The organism is Geodermatophilus sp. SYSU D00691 (assembly GCF_054050275.1).
In genome coordinates this window covers 89461-104177 of the sequence record NZ_JBJGYZ010000002.1, presented here as the reverse complement: position 1 = coordinate 104177, position 14717 = coordinate 89461, and the positions used below count along the sequence as shown (strand labels likewise).

11 protein-coding genes are annotated in these 14717 nt (G+C 76.1%); 8 read left to right on the top strand and 3 right to left on the bottom strand.

Features of this window, described 5'->3' with window-relative positions; translation table 11 throughout:
• Positions 1-43: 43 nt before the first annotated feature.
• Positions 44-1186, top strand: a complete 1143-nt coding sequence (locus ACI797_RS01960; RefSeq protein ID WP_456856770.1) for a thiolase family protein — start codon at positions 44-46, stop codon at positions 1184-1186.
• 122 nt (positions 1187-1308) lie between these two features.
• Positions 1309-2238: an alpha/beta hydrolase gene (locus tag ACI797_RS01955; RefSeq protein ID WP_456856768.1), complete on the top strand. Its 930-nt coding sequence runs from the start codon at positions 1309-1311 to the stop codon at positions 2236-2238.
• Between the two features lie 10 nt (positions 2239-2248).
• Here the strand turns inward: ACI797_RS01955 and ACI797_RS01950 are convergent, their stop codons facing one another.
• Positions 2249-4234: a DUF222 domain-containing protein gene (locus ACI797_RS01950; protein WP_456856766.1), complete on the bottom strand. Its 1986-nt coding sequence runs from the start codon at positions 4232-4234 to the stop codon at positions 2249-2251.
• 167 nt (positions 4235-4401) lie between these two features.
• Here ACI797_RS01950 and ACI797_RS01945 point away from each other — a divergent pair, with 167 nt between their 5' ends.
• Genes ACI797_RS01945 through ACI797_RS01920 form a run of 6 tightly spaced genes read left to right on the top strand, consistent with a single transcriptional unit; the run spans position 4402 to position 12793 of the window.
• The gene (locus tag ACI797_RS01945; protein ID WP_456856764.1) at positions 4402-6084 is read left to right on the top strand and encodes a SpoIIE family protein phosphatase; all 1683 of its coding nucleotides are present in this window, start codon (positions 4402-4404) and stop codon (positions 6082-6084) included.
• 33 nt (positions 6085-6117) lie between these two features.
• Positions 6118-6567: a DUF1707 SHOCT-like domain-containing protein gene (locus ACI797_RS01940; protein WP_456856762.1), complete on the top strand. Its 450-nt coding sequence runs from the start codon at positions 6118-6120 to the stop codon at positions 6565-6567.
• Between the two features lie 32 nt (positions 6568-6599).
• A complete protein-coding gene (locus ACI797_RS01935) occupies positions 6600-8231 on the top strand; it encodes an acyl-CoA carboxylase subunit beta (protein ID WP_456856760.1) in 1632 nt (543 codons plus the stop codon).
• 7 nt (positions 8232-8238) lie between these two features.
• Positions 8239-10221, top strand: coding sequence for an acetyl/propionyl/methylcrotonyl-CoA carboxylase subunit alpha (locus ACI797_RS01930; RefSeq protein WP_456856758.1), 1983 nt, complete (start codon positions 8239-8241; stop codon positions 10219-10221).
• Entirely contained in the window at positions 10218-11003 is a 786-nt protein-coding gene (locus ACI797_RS01925) for a TIGR03084 family metal-binding protein (RefSeq protein ID WP_456856756.1), read from the top strand. The genes ACI797_RS01930 and ACI797_RS01925 overlap by 4 nt, the downstream gene beginning before the upstream one ends.
• Positions 11000-12793 (top strand): acyclic terpene utilization AtuA family protein, encoded by a 1794-nt coding sequence (locus ACI797_RS01920; protein WP_456856754.1) that lies wholly within the window; start codon positions 11000-11002, stop codon positions 12791-12793. Before ACI797_RS01925 ends, ACI797_RS01920 begins: the two co-directional genes overlap by 4 nt.
• Here the strand turns inward: ACI797_RS01920 and trxA are convergent.
• Positions 12785-13159: a thioredoxin gene (gene trxA, locus ACI797_RS01915; RefSeq protein ID WP_456856752.1), complete on the bottom strand. Its 375-nt coding sequence runs from the start codon at positions 13157-13159 to the stop codon at positions 12785-12787. The genes ACI797_RS01920 and trxA overlap by 9 nt on opposite strands.
• Before the next feature lie 52 nt (positions 13160-13211).
• Complete coding sequence (locus ACI797_RS01910; protein ID WP_456856750.1) at positions 13212-14525, bottom strand: BtrH N-terminal domain-containing protein; 1314 nt, start codon at positions 14523-14525, stop codon at positions 13212-13214.
• Positions 14526-14717: the final 192 nt, after the last annotated feature.

Here is a 14717-nt window from a genome sequence, read left to right as displayed (position 1 = left end):
CTTACAGTGCGGAAGTCACACCGTCGTGGGGAGAGGCAGGGACATGCGGGACGCAGTGATCGTGGAGGCCGTGCGGACGCCGGTCGGCAAGCGCAACGGCGGGCTGTCCGGGGTGCACCCGGCCGAGCTGTCGGCCCACGTGCTCAACGCGCTCGTCGAGCGCGCCGGGGTCGAGCCCGGCGTGGTCGAGGACGTCATCTGGGGCTGCGTGTCGCAGGTGGGGGAGCAGACCTTCGACATCGCCCGCACCTCCGTGCTCACCGCCGGGTGGCCGGAGTCGGTGACCGGCGTGACCGTCGACCGGCAGTGCGGCTCCTCGCAGCAGTCGGTGCACTTCGCCGCGGCCGGGCTGATCGCCGGGCAGTACGACGTCGTCGTCGCCGGTGGCGTGGAGTCGATGAGCCGGATCCCGATGGGGACGGCGACGTCGGTGGGCGGTTCGCCGCTGCCCGGGCCGTTCATGGACCGCTACGGCGTCTTCCCCAACCAGGGCGTGGGCGCGGAGATGATCGCCGAGCAGTGGGGCTTTTCCCGGCAGCAGCTCGACGAGTACTCGGTGGCCTCGCACGAGAAGGCCGCCGCCGCGCGGGACGAGGGCCGCTTCGAGGCGCAGATCGCCCCGGTGACCACCGACGCCGGCGTGGTGTCGGTGGACGAGGGCATCCGCGAGTCGACGGTGGAGAAGCTCGGCACGCTGAAGACGGTGTTCAAGCCGGAAGGCGGGACGATCACCGCCGGCAACTCCTCGCAGATCTCCGACGGCTCGGCGGCGCTGCTCATGATGACGTCGGACAAGGCCCGGGAGCTGGGGCTGACCCCGATCGCGCGGGTGCACACCGCCGTCCTGGCCGGTGCCGACCCGGTGATCATGCTGACCGCCCCCATCCCGGCCACGCAGAAGGCGCTGGCGAAGTCGGGGCTGTCGGTCGACGAGATCGGCGCGTTCGAGGTCAACGAGGCCTTCGCGCCGGTGCCGCTGGCCTGGCTGGCCGACATCGGCGCCGACGCCAAGGCGCTCAACCCCAACGGCGGCGCGATCGCGCTGGGCCACCCGCTGGGCGGCTCGGGTGCCCGGCTGATGACGACGCTGGTGCACCACATGCGCGACAACGGCATCCGCTACGGCCTGCAGACGATGTGCGAGGGCGGTGGCCAGGCCAACGCCACCATCCTCGAGCTGCTCTAGGAGAAGGACCCCCTGCCCCCCACCGCTCGCACGCTCGCGGCGGGACCCTGCAGGGGGCCACGGCGACCGGCCGGCGTGCTGCGTGCACGCCGGCCGGTGCTGCACCGGCACCGGGAGGTTGTGTGCGGATCGGGCTGGGTGACCTCGCCGGGGCGGATCTCGCCCGGCACGTCGCGCAGAGCCGGGCGTTCTACGCGGCGCGGGGGTCCCGGCGGGGCCCGGCGTCCCTCGAGGAGCTGCTGGCGGCGCGGGCCGCATCGGTGCCGGCTCCGCCGTCCGCTCGGGTCGAGCAGGTCGTGGACGGGCGCCGGCGGGAGGTCCTGCTGCGGATCGCCCTGCCGGCGGACCGGCCGGTGCGGGGGGTGCACCTCGAGATCCCCGGCGGCGGCTTCTACCTCGGCCCGACGGCGGGCGCGGACGCTCGGAACGCGGCGCTCGCCGAGTCGCTCGGCATCGCCGTGGTCGGCGTCGAGCACCGGCTCGCGCCGGAGCATCCGTGGCCGGCCGCGCCGGACGACTGCGAGGCCGCTGCGCTCTGGCTCCTCGACCACGCCGAGGAGCGGTTCGGCACCACCCGACTGACCGCCGGCGGCAGCTCGGCCGGGGCCACGCTCGCCGTGACGACGCTGCTCCGGCTGCGGGACCGGGGGCGTGCCGGGCCGTTCGCCGGCGCCGTCCTGCAGTTCGGCACCTACGACCTCAGCGGCCGGACCCCGGCGGGCCGGCTGATCGCCGACGAGTACTTCCTCCAGGCCTACGTCGGCGCCGTGGCCGACCGCGCCGTTCCCGACGTGTCGCCGGTCTTCGGCGACCTGCGCGGGCTGCCGCCGGTCCTGCTGGTCGTCGGGGCGTCGGACGTCCTGCTCGAGGACAACCTGGTCATGGCGGCCCGGCTCTCCGCGGCGGGCGTCGACGTCGACCTGCGCGTCTACCCCGAGTCGCCGCACGGCTTCACCGGTCACCCCACGGCCATGGCGCGGGCCGCGCTGGCCGACCGGGACGCGTGGCTCGCCGAGCGCTTCCCTGCCCACGGCTCGGGCCGGGGCGGCTGATCCGGGCGGGTCAGAACGGCGGCGGCTCGGTGGTGGCGACGAGGCCGGACCGGGTGGTGACGGTGAGGGTCCCGTCGGCGGCCAGGGTGTGGGTCGTGCCGGGGGCCTGGTGCTTGCCGCGGTGGTCGCCGGTGCAGAAGCCGACCAGGTTGGCCGCCGACGTGGCGCCGAGCGGGTAGGGCACGTGGTGGTCCAGCTCGCCGGCGCGGACCCGTCGTCGGCAACCGGGAAAGCGGCAGCGGCGGTCGCGGTGCCGCACGAACCGGTCGAGCTCGGCGCCGGGGCGGTAGCCGTCGGTCGGCGGCGGTGCGCCCAGCGGGTGCCCGGGGGAGGCCGCGCGGCGCAGCCCGGGCAGGTCGGTGAGGGAGACGAGCGCCCCGGACAGCGCGTCCACCAGGGCGATCCGCGGCCGGTCGGCCAGTCCGCCGCCGGCGGTGCGGGCCAGCAGGTCGGTCAGCGCCGCCCGGTCGGCGGCGGCCGCGGCCGAGAGCGCGCCGAGGGCGTCGCGGGCGGCCGTGACCCGACCGGACGGGCCGGCCCGCCGGGAGGCCTCGTCGGCCAGGTCGGCGCGTTCGGCCGTGCGCACCAGCCGGTGGGCATGGGCCAGCGTCTGCAGGCACCCGCGCACCGCCGCCGACGCATGCTCGACCGCCCGGTCGGCGGCCGCCCACCAGCCGGAGTCCGGGGGATCGTCGGGCGGGCCGTCTCCCGGTTCGGGGAACGGGTCGGGGTCGGGGTGCAAGCCGGCCGCGAACTCCGCCTCCTCCCGGGCGTCGGCGGCGGCCAGCTCCGCCTGCAGCTCCAGCCAGCCGTCCTCCAGCGCCCGCTCGGCCGCTGCGACCACCTCGGCCGCGGAGAGGGGGTCGGGGTCGTCGAACTCGCCGGCATCCAAGCGGCGCTCCCAGTCGGCCTCCCAGGCCTCGTGCGCGGCGCGCATCTGCTCGGTCCAGTCCTGCGGATCGGGGCCGGGGTCGACGAAGCGCTCGTCCTCGTCCCACCCGCCCGACTCGGCGGGGGAGGCGTCGGTGTCCGGGGAGGCGTCTGTGTCCGCGGCGGCGCCGAGGTCGGCGCCGGTGAGGGCGGCCAGCAGCTGCCGGGCCAGCTCCGCCGGGATCACCTGACCGCCCAGCTCGGCCGGGGCGTCACCGCCGAGCACCGTGCCGATCGGGGCGACTAGGGTCAGCGTCACCTGCACCGGCGGCCGGTCGCCGGCCCCCGGCAGCAGCACCAGGTCCAGCAGCACGTCGACCAGCTTCTCCCCGCGGGTGCGGGTATCGGCCGGATCGACCGGCAGCGCGTCGACGTGCGCCTCCAGGGCGGCGATCAGCGCCTGCGCCTCCGGGAGGGTCAGCAGCGCGACCACCGAGGCCATCCCCGGCCGCCGGTCGCCCTGCACGCTCACCCCGCGCCGCTTGACCGCCCTGGCCAGCTCGTCGGCCGCCTTGCGGACGTTGCGGGCGGTGACCTCGCGCAGCACCTTGGCGCCCAGCTGCGGCGGGGTGGTGATCGTCCGCCTGGCCGCCCGGGCGGCCACCCAGCCCAGCACCGCGGCCTCCACCTCGGTGCGCACCGCGTCGTCGGCGATGGGGGCGACGTGCTCGCGCAGGCACCACAGGTGGTCCTCGGTGAGCATCCCGGCCTCGAGGGCGGCCAGCGTGCCCAGCAGCCGGTGCACCAGGGTCAGGGCCTCGTCCAGCAGCCGCTCCGCCTTGCCCTGCGCCCGGGCCAGTCCGATGGACAGCTCCGGCACCGCCCACTCCGACACGGGTCCGAGCAGCTCCGGCCGCGACCGCCACCGCTCCGCGCTCATCGCACCCGGCACGCCCTGCGGCCGGTCCAGCTCCACCGGCCACGTCCCGGCGAACTCCGCCAGCGCGCGCGACCGCAGCGCCACCTGCCGGGCGATCTCCCGGTCGGCCGCCTGCACCGCGGCGAGCGGACCCGACGCCAGGTCGGTCTGCGGCGCGAACACCGTGGTCGTCGCGGGAGCGGTCACGTGATCGATCATACGTTCGATGACGACAGCTCGCGTCGAGCCTGTGGACAGGTCCACGCAGTTCAGCCCCCCTGTGGACGGAGGGCTCGGCACGGGACGTCGTCCAGTCGGTACGGTTTGCCCGACATGCCGCGGGAGGTGCCCGCCGGCCGGACCGTGGAGACGCCGTGACCGATACCGCCTCCGCACCCGCGGACGCGGGCCTGCTGGGCGAGGCGCTCGACGCCGTCCCCGACGGCGTGGCTGTCTTCGACGGCGACTGGTCGATCGTCTACGTCAACGGGGCCGCGGCGGAGCTGCTCGGCCGCGACCGCGCCGACCTGCTCGGGCGCAACATCTGGATCGCCCTGCCGGAGCTCGGCGGCACGATCTTCCACAGCTTCCTGCTGCACGCGCGCAGCGTGGGGGAGCGGGTCACCTGGCACGGCTACTACGCGCCCGGCGGGCGCTGGCTGAGCGCGACCGCCGTGCGCAGCGGCGACCGGCTGCACGTCAGCTTCCGCGAGCCGGCCGACCGGCATCTGGAGGCCGCCGCACCGGTGGAGAGCCCCGTCGTCGCCGACGTCGACGCCGACCGGCTGCGCTATCTCGCCGAGGTCAGCGAGTCGATGATCAGCACGCTCGACACCGACGAGACTCTCGACCGGCTCCTCGACCTGATCGTCCCGCGCCTGTGCGACTGGGCCGTCGCAGCGCTGATCGGCGAGGACCGGCGGCCCGTCGAGAGCGCCCGGCGCCACCGCGACCCGGAGATGGTCGGCTACCTCGACACCTACCTCGACCGGCCGGAGCAGGGCGGCAACGAGGACAGCCCCATGGCCGCCGCGTTCTACACGGGCGAGCCGATCAGCGTGCACCCCATCCCGGCGGAGCTGGTCGAGCCGCAGCTGACCACCGACGAGGTCCGCACGGCCTGGCAGCGCCTGGACTCGGACTCGTTCACCATCGTCCCGCTGCGCGCCCGCGGCGAGACCTTCGGCGGCATCGCGCTGATGAACACCCGGGCGCGGGGGCCGCACAGCGAGATGGAGATCGCCACCGCGGTCGAGGTGGCCCGCCGGGCCGGGCTGGCCCTGGACAACGCCCGCCTCTACGGCCGCCAGCTCAAGGTGGCCGAGACCCTGCAGCGCAGCCTGCTCACCCCGCCGCCGCAGCCCGACGACCTAGAGATCGCCGTCCGCTACCAGCCGGCGGCGAGCAACATGCACGTCGGCGGCGACTGGTACGACGCGTTCCAGCAAGCCGACGGCGCCACCCTGCTCGTCATCGGCGACGTCGTCGGCCACAACGTCGACGCCGCCGCGGCGATGGGGCAGATCCGCAGCATCGTGCGCGGCATCGCCTTCGACCGCCAGGAGTCGCCCGCGCGGGTGCTCACCCGGGTCGACGACGCGCTCGGCGGCCTGCGGATCGGCACGCTCGCCACCGCGCTGATCGCCCGGATCGAGCAGTCGCCGGAGGAGGAGGGGACGGGCCTGCGCATGCTGCGCTGGTCGTCGGCCGGGCACCTGCCCCCGCTGGTGCGCCACGCCGACGGCGCCGTCGAGATGCTGACGTCGGCCCCCGAGGCGCTGCTCGGCACCGACGTCCCGCAGGACCGCACCGACCACGTCGCCCGGCTGCTCCCCGGCGACACCCTCGTCTTCTACACCGACGGCCTCGTCGAGCAGGGGCGGACGACGATCGACGACGGGCTCGACCGCCTCGTCCGGCTGCTCGCCGAGGTGGGCGGGCTCGGCGTCGACGCGCTGTGCGACGCGCTGCTCGACCGGATCGTCGCCCGGCGGTCGGAGGACGACGTCGCGATCGTGGCCGTCCGCTGCCACCCGCAGGCCGGGCCCGGGGACTAGATTCGGTCCGAGACGTTCCGCGGGAGGTCGGCCATGGACGAGCGGCGACCCGAACTCAGGATCTCCGACCGCGACCGCCACGCGGCCGCCGAGAGGCTGCGGCTGGCGCTCGGCGAGGGCCGGCTGGACCTCCTGGAGTACGAGGACCGGCTGACCCGGGCGTACGCCGCCGTCACCCGTGCCGACCTCGAGCCGCTGTTCGCCGACCTGCCGCCCGCCGACGAGATGTCCGCGCCGCCGTCCCCCGCCCTGGCGTCCCGCCCCGCGCCGAAGGTCGCCCGCCTGCCCCTGGCGCTCAAGGTGCTCTGGACGGTCTGGCTGGCCGTCGTGTCGATCAACCTCACCGTGTGGGTGCTGGTCAGCGTCGACGGCGAGCCGGACTACTTCTGGCCGATGTGGCTGCTCGTGCCCGGCGCCGCCCTGTTCGGCGTCTCCGCCGCGGTCCTCGGGATGCGGCGCCCGCCGTCCGGCGGAGCCACGTGAGCTGCGCCACCGCGGCGGTGTAGACATCGGGGGTGGTCGCATCCCTCCACCCCCGCGTCACCGAGGGCACGGTGCTCCGCTCGGGCCTCGACCCCGGCGACGAGCAGTACCGGGTCAACCGGGCGGCGTCCCTGGCCCTGCTCGCGCAGCTGGACGAGCAGCTCGACCTGGCCCGCGCCGGCGGCGGGGAGCGCTACGCGGCCCGGCACCGCGCGCGCGGGAAGCTGCTGGCCCGCGAGCGGGTGGAGCTGCTGCTCGACCGCGACTCGGCGTTCCTCGAGCTCTCCCCGCTGGCCGCCTGGGGCACCGACTTCACCGTCGGCGCCAGCCTGGTCACCGGCATCGGCGTGGTCTCCGGCGTCGAGTGCGTGGTGATCGCGCACGACCCCACCGTCCGCGGCGGCGCGATGAACCCCTGGTCGCTGAAGAAGTCGCTGCGCGCGCTGGAGATCGCCCGGCGCAACCGGCTGCCGGTGGTCAACCTCGTCGAGTCCGGCGGCGCCGACCTGCCCACGCAGGCGGAGATCTTCGTGCCGGGCGGCAAGGTGTTCCACGACCTCACCGAGCTCTCGGCGATGGGCATCCCGACGATCGCGCTGGTCTTCGGCAACTCCACGGCGGGGGGTGCGTACCTGCCGGGCATGTGCGACCACGCCGTGCTGGTCGACGGCGGGGCCAAGGTGTTCCTCGGCGGGCCGCCGCTGGTCAAGATGGCCACCGGCGAGGACGCCGACGAGGAGGAGCTCGGCGGCGCCCGCATGCACGCCCGCGTCTCGGGTCTGGCCGACCACTTCGCCGTCGACGAGCGCGACGCGATCCGGATCGGGCGGCGGATCGTCAGCGAGCTCAACTGGCGCAAGCTCGGCCCGGGACCGTCCCTGCCGACCGACGAGCCCCTCTACGACCCCGACGAGCTGCTCGGCATCGCCCCGGCCGACCTGCGGGTGCCGTTCGACCCGCGCGAGGTGCTCGCCCGCGTCGTGGACGGCTCCCGCTTCGGCGAGTACAAGGCCGAGTACGGCACCAGCCTGGTCACCGGCTGGGCGTCGGTGCACGGCTTCCCGGTCGGCGTCCTGGCCAACGCCCGCGGCGTGCTGTTCGGCCCGGAGGCGCAGAAGGCCACCGAGTTCATCCAGCTCGCCAACGCCGCCGACACCCCGCTGCTCTTCCTGCAGAACACCACCGGCTACATGGTCGGCAAGGAGTACGAGCAGCGGGGGATCATCAAGGACGGCGCCAAGATGATCAACGCCGTCAGCAACAGCACGGTCCCGCACCTCACCGTGAACCTCGCGGCCAGCTTCGGCGCCGGCAACTACGGCATGAGCGGCCGGGCGTTCGACCCGCGCTTCGCCTTCGCCTGGCCGGGCGCCAAGCTCGCCGTCATGGGCGCGGCGCAGCTGGCCGGGGTGCTCTCGATCGTCGGCCGGGCCGCGGCCGCGGCGTCGGGCAAGGAGTTCGACGAGGCCGCCGACGCGGCCCGGCGACGGGCGATCGAGGCGCAGATCGAGGCCGAGGCGCACGCCTTCGCCGTCACCGGCCGGCTGTACGACGACGGGCTGCTCGACCCGCGGGACACCCGGACCGCGCTCGGCATCGCGCTGTCGGCCGCGCACTCCGGACCGATCGAGGGGCGCCGCGGCTACGGCGTCTTCCGGATGTGAGGCGCGCGTGATCAGGAAGCTGCTCATCGCCAACCGCGGCGAGATCGCCCTGCGGATCACCCGCACCGCGCGGGAGATGGACATCGCCACGGTGGCCGTCTTCTCCGACCCCGACGCCGGCGCGCCGTTCGTGGCCGCCGCCGACGAGGCCGTGCGGCTGCCCGGCGCGACCCCGGCGGAGACCTACCTGCGCGGCGACCTGCTCCTCGCGGCGGCGCGGGCCACCGGCGCCGACGCCGTCCACCCCGGGTACGGGTTCCTCTCGGAGAACGCCGGCTTCGCCCGCGCGTGCGCCGACGCGGGGCTGGTCTTCGTCGGCCCCTCGCCCGAGGCGATCGGGGCGATGGGGTCCAAGACGGCGGCCAAGGAGCGGGTGGCCGCCGCCGGGGTCCCCACGCTGCCCGGCGCGGTCATCGGCGCCCGCGGGGAGCTGAACGAGGCCGCGCTCGCCCGCGCCGGCGAGGGGATCGGCTACCCGCTGCTGGTCAAGGCGGCGTTCGGCGGCGGCGGCCGGGGCATGCGGATCGTCCGGGAGGGCGACGAGCTGGCCGAGGCGGTGGCCGCGGCCCGGCGGGAGGCGGCGTCGGCGTTCGGCGACGGAACGGTCTTCCTCGAGCGCTTCGTCGAGCGGCCGCGGCACGTCGAGGTCCAGGTCGTCGGCGACACCCACGGCACCGTCGTCCACCTCTTCGAGCGCGAGTGCTCGATCCAGCGGCGGTACCAGAAGATCGTCGAGGAGTCGCCGTCGCCGGCGGTGACCCCGGAGCTGCGCGCCGAGCTCGGCGCCGCCGCCGTCGCCGCGGCCAAGGCGATCGACTACGTCGGCGCCGGCACCGTCGAGTTCGTGCTCGACCGGGCGGGGCGGTTCTTCTTCCTCGAGGTCAACACCCGGCTGCAGGTCGAGCACCCGGTCACCGAGCTGGTCACGGGCCTCGACCTGGTGCGGGTGCAGCTGCAGGTGGCCGACGGCGAACCGCTGCCCCCCGAGGTCACCGGAGCCTCGCTCACCGGGCACGCGGTCGAGGCGCGGCTCTACGCCGAGGACGTCGCGGCCGGCTTCCTGCCCGCCACCGGCACGGTGCACCGGTTCCGCGTGCCTCAGCTGCCCGGCCTGCGGGTCGACGCCGGGGTCGCCGACGGGTCGGTGGTCGGCGTCCACTACGACCCGATGCTGGCCAAGGTGATCGCGCACGGCCCCACCCGCGACGCCGCCTGCCGCACGCTGGCCCGCGCGCTGGCCGGGGCGCGCGTGCACGGCGTGACCACCAACCGCGACCTGCTCGTCGGGCTGCTGCGCGAGGACGAGTTCCGCCGCGGCGAGATCGACACCGGCTACCTGGAGCGGCACGACCCGGTCGAGCTGGGGCGGTCCGGGGACGAGCGGCTCGCCCTCCGGGTGCACGCCCTGGCCGCCGCGCTCGCCGGCGCGGCCGGGCGCCGGGCGGCCGCGGGCGTGCAGGCGGCGGTGCCCAGCGGCTGGCGCAACGTGCCGTCGGCCGACCAGACGACGACCTTCGCGCTGGACGGCGCCGTCGTCGACGTGGCGTACCGCTCCACCCGCGACGGGGTGCGGGCCGCGGTCGACGGCGAGCGGCTGGACGTCGTCGTCGACGCGGCCTCGCCGGACGCCGTGACGCTGACGGTCGACGGGGTCCGGCGGACCGTCGAGGTGCACCGGGTCGCCGACGACCACTTCTGCGACAGCTCGCTCGGCGCCACCTGGCTGACCGAGGTCGAGCGCTTCCCCGAGCCGGAGGCCGAGGAGCAGGCGGGCTCGCTGCTCGCCCCGATGCCCGGCACGGTCGTGCGGGTGGAGGTCGGCGTCGGGGACCCGGTGCGGGCGGGCGCGGTGGTCGTCGTCCTGGAGGCGATGAAGATGGAGCACCCGGTGCGCGCGGCGCACGACGGCGTGGTGACGGCGCTGCCGGCGACGGTCGGCGCGACCGTCGACACCGGCGCGGTGCTCGCGGTGGTGGGGGAGGAGGCGTGAGCGTCGACATGGCGGCGCTCACCGCCGACCTCGCCGCGGAGTCCGCCGAGCTCTACGAGGTGCTGTCGGTGCTCGCCGAGCCCGACTGGGCGCGCGACACCCCGGCGGCCGGCTGGACCGTGCGCGACCAGGTCACCCACCTGGCCTTCTTCGACGAGGCGGCGGTGCGCGCGGCCACCGAGCCCGAGGCGTTCGCCGCCGAGGTGGCGGCGCTCGCCGAGCAGGACCCCGACCGGGTGGCCGAGCGCTACCGCGGGCTGTCCGGCGCCGAGGCGTTCGCCTGGCTGCAGCAGGCCCGCCGCGCCTACCTCGACGTCTTCGCCGCGCTCGACGGCGGCACCAAGCTGCCCTGGTACGGCCCCCCGATGAGCGCCGCGTCGTCGGTGACCGCCCGCCTCATGGAGACCTGGGCGCACGGCCAGGACGTGCACGACGCCCTCGGGCTGGTCCGCCGGCCGACCGCGCGGCTGCGGCACGTGGCCCACCTCGGCGTCCGCACCCTGGGCTGGAGCTTCGCCGTCCGCGGGCTGCCGGCGCCCGGGGCGCCGGTGCGGGTGGAGCTGACCGGTCCGGACGGCGAGCCGTGGACGTGGGGCCCGGACGACGCCGCCGACCGCGTCACCGGCCCGGCCGAGGACTTCTGCCTGCTCGTCGTGCAGCGCCGCCACCGGGGACAGACCGCGCTCGTCGCCGAGGGGCCGGTGGCCGACCGGTGGCTGGACGTCGCGCAGGCGTTCGCCGGGCCGCCCGGCCCCGGCCGTGCTCCGGAGGCCGGCGGATGAGCCCGCCCACCGGCCCGCCGCACCTCGCCCCGCGCAGGCCGGTGCGCATCGCGAACTGCTCGGGTTTCTACGGCGACCGGCTCTCGGCGGCGCGGGAGATGGTCGAGGGCGGCCCGATCGACGTCCTCACCGGTGACTACCTGGCCGAGCTGACCATGCTCATCCTCTGGAAGGCCCGCCGGAAGGACCCGACCGCCGGCTACGCGCGCACGTTCCTCGCCCAGCTCGAGCAGGTGCTCGGCACCTGCTTCGAGCGGGGCGTCAAGATCGTGACCAACGCCGGCGGGCTCCACCCGCTCGGGCTCGCCGAAGCGGTCGGCGACCTCGCCGCCCGGCTGGGCGTACCGGCGCGGGTCGCCGCGGTCACCGGCGACGACCTGCTCGACCGGCTGCCGGAGCTCCAGGCGGCCGGGGTCGACCTGGCCCACCTCGACACCGGCGAGAAGCTGGCGGACTCGGGGCTGCGCCCGCTCACCGCCAACGCCTACCTGGGCGGGTGGGGGATCGCCGAGGCGCTGGCCGCCGACGCCGACGTCGTCGTCTGCCCGCGGGTCACCGACGCCTCGCTCGTCGTCGGCCCGGCCGCCTGGTGGCACGGCTGGCGGCGGACCGACTGGGACGCGCTGGCCGGCGCGGTCGCCGCCGGGCACGTGGTCGAGTGCGGCCCGCAGGCCACCGGCGGCAACTACGCCTTCCTCGACGAGATCCGCGACCGCCGCGCGCCGGGCTTCCCGATCGCCGAGGTCGCCGCCGACGGGAGCAGCGTGATCACCAAGCACCCGGACACCGGCGGGCTGGTCTCGGTGGGCACGGTCACCGCGCAGCTGCTCTACGAGATCGCCGAGCCGGCCTACGCCAACCCCGACGTCGTCGCGCACTTCGACACCGTGGCGCTCACCCAGGAGGCGCCCGACCGGGTGCGGATCAGCGGCACCCGCGGCAGCCCGCCGCCGGACACGCTCAAGGTCGCGCTCAACGCCCTCGGCGGCTACCGCAACACCATGACGCTGGTGCTCACCGGCCTGGACGTCGAGGAGAAGGCCGCCTGGGCCGAGCAGCTGCTGTTCGACCAGCTGGGCGGCCGCGGGGCGTTCGCGGAGACCGACGTCCGGCTGCTGCGCTTCGACGTCCCGGACGCCCCGACCAACGAGCAGGCCACCGCGCACCTGCGGATCACGGTCAAGGACGCCGACGCCGAGAAGGTCGGCCGCCGGTTCTCCGACGCGGCCGTCGGGCTGGCGCTGGGCGGCTACGCCGGCTTCCACGCCACCTCGCCGCCGACGCCGGAGAGCGCCTACGGCGTGTACTGGCCGGCGCTGGTGCCCGCCGACGCCGTCGCGCACGCCGTCCACCTGCCGGACGGGACGCGGCAGACGATCCCGCACCCGCCGACCTGGCCGGTGGCCCCGCCGGCCGAGCCGGCACCGCCGCCGGCGGCGCCGGCCGGGCCGACCGAACGGGTGCCGCTGGGCCGGATCGCCGGCGCGCGGTCGGGGGACAAGGGCGGCAACGCCAACGTCGGGTTCTGGGTGCGGGACGACGACGCCTACGCCTGGCTGGCCGCCGAGATCACGCCGCAGCGGATCAGGGAGCTGCTCACCGAGGCGGCCGACCTGGAGGTCCGCGTCTTCCCGCTCCCGAACCTGCGCGCGGTCAACGTCGTGGTCGTCGGGCTGCTGGGGGAGGGCGTCGCGTCGAGCACCCGGCCCGACGCGCAGGCGAAGGGGCTGGGGGAGTACCTGCGCTCGCGGCTGGTCGACGTGCCGGCCGCGCTGCTCCGGTCAGGCTGAGCGCGCGGCCTGCTGCTCGGCGAGCTGCTCGCGCACCTTGTCCATGTCGAGGCTGCGCACGCCGGCGATCAGCTGCTCGAGGGCGGGCGCGGGCAGGGCGCCGGCCTGGTTGAAGACGAGGATGCCGTCGCGGAACGCCATGAGGGTCGGGATCGAGCGGATGCCGGCCGCGGCCGACAGGCCCTGCTCGGCCTCGGTGTCGACCTTGGCGAACACGATGTCGGAGTGCTGCTCCGAGGCGGCCTCGAAGACGGGGGAGAACGCGCGGCACGGCCCGCACCAGGCGGCCCAGAAGTCGACCAGGACGATGCCGTTGCCGGTGACCGTCTGCTCGAAGGAGTCGGCGGTCAGCGCTGTGGTGGTCATGGCGGGTGCAACCGCCGGCGGGCCCGGGGTAGTCCCGGGCCCGCCGGCCGGCTCACCCGGCCAGCACGGCGGCCAGCCGCCGCACGGCCGCGGACTCGGCGTCGACGATCCCGGCGACGTGCTCGCTCATCGAGGCCAGGACGACGGCGACCCGCTCCGGCGACAGCGGCGGCTCGGCGTCGTGCTCGTCCCGCAGCCGCCACAGCTCCTCGGCCGCCGCGGCCCGCTCGGCGGCGGCCGCGTCGCCCTCGGCGACCGCGCCGGTCACCGTGGCCGTCAGCTCGCGCAGCCGGACGAGCGCCGGCACGTCGGCGGGCAGGGCCGCCTCGGCGAGGGCGTGCCAGCGCTCGGCGATCTCCCGCCAGCCCGGCGCCTCGGCGGCCAGCGCCGGCTCGCCGAGCAGCGCGGCGGCCTCCTCCAGCCCGTCGGCGAACAGCCCGCGCAGGGAGCCGCCGTCCGTGCCGGCCGGCTCGACGCCCTCCCACACGCTCGCCAGCGCCCGCAGCAGGCCGCGTCGGTCGGCGAACACCGTCGGCCACCCCTTGGCGGCACGGGGGTCGACGAGCAGCTTCGACCACTTGCGCCAGGCGGGCAGCGCGAACGACGTCGACGTCCCGCCGAGCTGGTCGACGGAGGCCTGCAGCCCGGCGCGCACCGCCGTCCGCAGCCGGTCGGCGGGGACGGCGGTGTCCCGCGAGCGGACGACGAGCGCCGCGTTCCTGTAGCTGCCCACCCGGGCACGCGCCCGGTGGAGGTCGTCGACCGCCACGGTCAGCGGGGCCAGCGTGCGGTCGTCGACGTGCACCCGGCTACCGGCGACGGCGTAGGCGACCACCGGGTGGCCGCCGTGCCCGTCGAGGAACGGCGGCAGGTTCCAGTAGCCGACGTGGAAGCGGTCGGGCCAGATGATCGCCGGATCACCCGCGGCCAGCGCCGAGGCGAGGGCCTGGGCCGCCGCGGCGGTCCCGCCGGTGCGCGACCAGGCGACGTCCAGCCCCAGCCGGTCGACCGTGGTGGCCAGCCGCCGGTCGAAGTACTGCCAGGAGTGGGTGAAGCCCAGCGTGACGACGCGGCTGTCGTCGTGGGCGAACTCCCACAGGATGTAGCCGGCGCCGAGCCCGCCACCGGCGACCACGAGGAGGGGCTCGGTCAGCGGCCCGTCGGGCCCGGTCACCCCGCGGTGCGCGAGCACGTTGGTCAGCGCGGCGGTGCCGGGGTCGGTGCCGCCGCGCAGCGCCCACCCGCGGTCCACGACGGGGCCGTGGTCGGCGGTGCCGACGACGTGGGCGCGGGCGACGGCGTAGCGCTCGCCGGTGCGGGCCATCCGCGCGCGGACGCGCGCCTTGAGCTGCTTGGCGACGGTCATGGTCGGACCTTCCCGGCTGCACGCGCGGCCGGACGGCTCCACGCACCGCCCGCCGCCGCAGCCGAGCAGTTCCGGACACGTCGGGGACGACCAGCGCCTCGAGGCTCCCGGAGTCCCCTTTGCCCCGCGGTGCCGGCCCGCGTGGAGAGCCGGTCTGGGGTTGGGCGTGAGGCCCGCCGCCCGGGAGCTTAT